The organism is Psychromonas antarctica (assembly GCF_022267535.1).
Lineage (GTDB): Bacteria > Pseudomonadota > Gammaproteobacteria > Enterobacterales > Psychromonadaceae > Psychromonas > Psychromonas antarctica.
The window spans coordinates 1-4,657 of the sequence record NZ_JAHNZV010000157.1 but is presented as its reverse complement, the minus strand read 5'-3'; the positions used below and the strand labels follow the sequence as shown (position 1 = coordinate 4,657).

Below are 4,657 nucleotides of genomic sequence, written 5' to 3'. Positions count from 1 at the left end.
GTTATAGATTTAATCGTCGTTTCACGCTTGAGGATATGCTGCCTCGGTTTATGTTCGTTGCCTTACGTACTCCGCCTATGCCACAACGCTATTTAAGCATGGCTGAGCTTTATGGGTAATCAGGAAACGTTTAATGGATTACGGCTTTCACGCGCCTACCATGTCATTCCCAGTCGCCGGCACATTAATGATTGAACCGACAGAATCGGAGAACTTAACAGAGCTAGATAGATTCTGTGATGCAATGATTGCTATCCGTCATGAAGCGAGCAAAGTTGAATCGGGTGAATGGACGTTACAAGATAACCCACTAGTGAATGCTCCTCATACCCAGGTTGATCTAATGGAAACAGAATGGACACATACATACTCGCGTGAATTAGCTTGTTTCCCATCAGAATTCAGCAAAGGTGCTAAATACTGGCCAACAGTCAATCGCGTAGATAATGTTTTTGGAGACCGTAATTTAATCTGTTCTTGCCCGAGTATTGACAGTTATATTGATAAGTAACTAGAGGTGAAGCTTACGAGATGAAAACGAGTAAGCTTAAGGAATTGATACCCAATGGTTCTGGGGGATCAATTCAATCATAATAAATATCAATGATGGAGTTATAAACCGATGTCTGAACAATTACTAATGACGCCTTTACATTCTATGCATGTAGAAATGGGTGGGAAAATGGTACCTTTCGCCGGCTATGATATGCCCGTGCAATATGCGCTAGGTGTACGTAAAGAGCATTTACATTGTCGCGAAGCAGCGGGATTATTTGATGTTTCACATATGGGGCAATTGCGTCTTATCGGTGAAAAAGCACCCCATGTCATGGAGTCTCTTGTTCCTGCCGACATTATAGATTTACCAGTGGGCAAACAACGATATGCTTTTTTTACTAATGAGCAAGGTGGAATTAACGACGATTTGATGGTAACAAATTTTGGTGACCACTTGTTTATTGTTGTCAATGCCGCATGCAAAGCTGAAGATATCGCACATTTGCAAGCTAATCTATCTGCTGATGTAAGATTAGAGGTTATTGAAGATCGTGCGTTACTTGCATTACAAGGCCCGCAAGCAGCACAAGTCTTAGCGAACTTAAATCCAATGATCAATGAAATGGTCTTTATGGACGCGGCAATAATACAACTTGCGGGCATAGAATGTTATGTCAGTCGCTCAGGTTATACCGGCGAAGATGGTTTTGAAATATCAGTGCCAGCTAAAAATGCCCAAGCCCTAGCGGGTGAGTTACTTGCTTTTACGGAAGTAGAATGGATTGGTCTTGGTGCACGAGATTCATTACGGCTTGAATGTGGTTTATGTTTATACGGTCATGATCTAGATCCAACAACGACACCTGTTGAAGCCAATTTATTGTGGGCTATCGGTAACGTTCGACGTTATGATGGCAATCGCTCTGGTGGTTTCCCCGGAGCGGAACTAATCTTAGAACAAATTAAAACTAAAAATATTAACCGTAAGCGAATTGGCGTAGTAGGTAACACTAAAGCACCAGTACGTGAAGGCAGTAAATTATTCGATGGCGCAGATAATGAAATTGGTATTGTCACAAGTGGCACTTTTGGTCCATCAAAAGGCCTGCCGGTTGCAATGGCCTATATGGACACTAACTTTATCGCTATTGGCACGGAGATTTTTGCCGAAGTTCGAGGTAAAAAGTTGTCTATGACAGTTGAAAAAATGCCCTTTGTGCCACAACGCTATCATCGTGGTTGATAATAGAAAAACACTTAAAAATTAAGTGATAGCGAATTGATTTTCCACTTTTTTTAGCCTTTACAGTTTTTTAACAGCAAGCTACCTCAAAGCTAATTTCAGCACTTTGAGGTGGATTGATATGTCGCGTTAAGCTTAAAGTACATGTGATTTTATGTGAATCAGTTAGTTACACAACATTACATCTATTTTTTTTAATACAGAAGCTCTGTTCGTATTCGCTATTCATCTACGTTCGGATAGCTTCAATAAGAAGTGCAGGTGAACTAATGTTTTCTATTTTCGATATTTTTAAAATAGGAGTTGGACCTTCCAGTTCACACACTAACGGGCCAATGTTGGCAGGGCATCAGTTCAGCCAAAAACTCCCCTCTATGACCCCTTCTGTTGCACGAATAAAAATCGATTTATATGGTTCACTGTCGTTAACAGGCCGAGGGCACCATACTGACAAAGCAATCATTCTAGGTTTACTAGGTCACAGACCAGACACAATTGACATTCAACGTACTAACCAAATCTACAAAACCAGCGTCGCTAATCGCTCTTTACGGCTATATGGGGCACATTCTATTCATTTTAATAGTGAATCCGATATCGTTTTTCACAGTAGTAATTTACCGAAACATGAAAATGGCATGAGTATTTCTGCATTTAGTGAGCAAAATAAATTACTTGAAAAAGAGATTTACTATTCAGTGGGCGGAGGCTTTATAGTCACGGAAAGTGAATTTGAAAATGGCGCTAAGTGTCACGCTACTGAAGTTGAGTTTCCTTTTAAAAACGCTGAAGAGATGCTAAATCAGGCAGAGATCAACGGCTACAGCCTAGGGGGACTGATCCTGAGAAATGAATTGGCTTTCAGAAGTGATGAAGAGATAAGTCAAATGACCGATTTGATTTGGCACACCATCACCTCATGTGTCAATGAAGGTCTGAGAACAGAAGGCATTCTTGAAGGAGGCCTGAACGTAACCCGTCGGGCGGCAGCGTTATTAAAACAGCTAGAAGCTAATCAGGTTTTAACTAACGATCCGATGGAGATAATGGACTGGGTGAACGCTTATGCATTTGCAGCAAGTGAGCAGAATGCCGCCGGTGGTAAAGTAGTCACTTCGCCAACTAATGGTGCATCAGGAGTGATTCCCGCTGTTCTTATGTATTATAACCAATTTATACAACAACTTGAGATTAAACAGCTGCGTGATTTTTTTGCCGTTGCAGGTGCAATTGGTATGCTTTATAAAATGAATGCGTCTATATCTGGTGCAGAAGTTGGTTGCCAGGGGGAAATAGGTGTATCCACTTCAATGGCAGCAGCAGGATTAACATCGCTAAGAGGTGGCAGTAATGAACAGATCTGTGTTGCAGCGGAAATAGCCATGGAACATTCTCTAGGTATGACCTGCGATCCAATTGCTGGACTTGTTCAGGTGCCTTGTATTGAGCGTAATGCTATGGGGGCGATTAAAGCTATCAACGCTTCTAGAATGGCATTGAAACGTACAAGTAATTGTCTGATATCATTAGATAAAGTAGTAAGTACTATGTATCAGACAGGAAAAGACATGAATAAGAAATACCGAGAAACATCACTCGGAGGCTTGGCTATTATTCATATTGGACCACCCTGCGAATAAATGCTAATTTCCTAGTAGTACTTATGCGAATATGCAAATATTGTTTGCAGCTAGCGAGCTTTTACTTTAGTAAGCATAAATAGATAACCAGAAAACTTGCTATTATTTATTAGCAAAGCGAAGCAACTGTTCGCAGAACATATTCGCTTCCGTCATAAAAGGCGCGTGAGATGATTGATTGAAAATATATTGCTCTGTATTAGGTAACACCTTACCTATCACTTCGGCTACATCAACCGGAACAAGGGCGTCTAAACGGCCATATAAACGCAGCATAGGTACAGGAATCTGTGTAAGTTGAGGCCGTAAATCGATTTCAGACAACATTTTCAGACCCGCTAATAAAGAATCAAAGTCAGGTAGAGGACGAGACAAAACGGCCTGCTTAAGTTGCTTAACATCTTTTCGTGCTGATGGACTGCCCATAGACTGTAAAGCCATAAAGCGTTCGATGGTAGTTTGAAAGTTTTCCATCAGTTGCTCAGTGAAGACAGTTAGTACATCAGGCTGTATGCCACGCCACATGTTAGGTTCTTTATCTGCTGAAAACTTAGGTGAACTAGCGACAGTAACAAGCTTATTTACATAGTCTGTATGATATATAGCCATATGAGTTGCAACTAAACCGCCTAATGACCAACCAACCCAAATCGCATTTTTGGGTGCGTCGACCATTAATTGTTCCGCGATCTCCTCTAGATTTTGTGCATTACAATGCGCGCTGTGTCCATAACCGGGCAAGTCCACTACATGCACTCGAAAATCGACATCAAGCACATCTACTATTTGTTGCCAAACAGCTCCATTCATCCCCCAACCATGTACTAATACAAGATCATGCCCTTGTCCTGATACTTGCCAATATAATGCATTGCTCATACTCTAAATATCCCTTAGCTTTTTCATAGTTAGTATTATAACACTTGGGTGATAACGCTTAAACGAAAAACCCCCACCCTTCTTTCGAAGGGTGGGGGGTTATCGTGCTCTTTATAATAAAAAGGGGCGCTTGGCGATGGTCAGGGCTCGCAGAGCTCGTCCGCTCGTGACTCTTGCCTAGCGGCAAACTCGCCCTACTCGAGAGTAGGTCATGCATAAATCAGCACAATTAAAAAAGCCCCACCAGAACTAACCAGTGGGGCTATTTTAATTAGGCGCTTGGCGATGACCTACTCTCACATGGGGAGACCCCACACTACCATCGGCGCGGCTGCGTTTCACTTCTGAGTTCGGAAAGGGATCAGGTGGTACCACAGTGCTATGTTCGCCAAGCAAA

The 4,657-nt window shown here is 41.9% G+C and carries 3 protein-coding genes, 1 rRNA gene and 2 pseudogenes; 4 read left to right on the top strand and 2 right to left on the bottom strand.

Features of this window, described 5'->3' with window-relative positions:
* The 4 genes and pseudogenes from KSO91_RS16070 to KSO91_RS16055 all read left to right on the top strand — a co-directional run.
* Window positions 1-119, top strand: a pseudogene (locus KSO91_RS16070) (IS1595 family transposase); the annotation flags it as partial.
* Window positions 119-511 (top strand): annotated as a pseudogene (locus tag KSO91_RS16065) (glycine dehydrogenase (aminomethyl-transferring)); the annotation flags it as partial. The pseudogenes KSO91_RS16070 and KSO91_RS16065, both read left to right, overlap by 1 nt.
* A gap of 111 nt (window positions 512-622) precedes the next feature.
* Complete coding sequence (gene gcvT, locus KSO91_RS16060) at window positions 623-1,741, top strand: glycine cleavage system aminomethyltransferase GcvT (RefSeq protein ID WP_238744042.1); 1,119 nt, start codon at window positions 623-625, stop codon at window positions 1,739-1,741.
* Between the two features lie 269 nt (window positions 1,742-2,010).
* Window positions 2,011-3,381 (top strand): L-serine ammonia-lyase, encoded by a 1,371-nt coding sequence (locus tag KSO91_RS16055; protein ID WP_238744041.1) that lies wholly within the window; start codon window positions 2,011-2,013, stop codon window positions 3,379-3,381.
* Window positions 3,382-3,483: 102 nt separating this feature from the next.
* Here the strand turns inward: KSO91_RS16055 and bioH are convergent, their stop codons facing one another.
* Entirely contained in the window at window positions 3,484-4,260 is a 777-nt protein-coding gene (gene bioH, locus KSO91_RS16050; RefSeq protein ID WP_238744040.1) for a pimeloyl-ACP methyl ester esterase BioH, read from the bottom strand.
* Between the two features lie 277 nt (window positions 4,261-4,537).
* Window positions 4,538-4,653, bottom strand: a 5S ribosomal RNA gene (gene rrf, locus KSO91_RS16045).
* Between the last annotated feature and the right edge of the window lie 4 nt (window positions 4,654-4,657).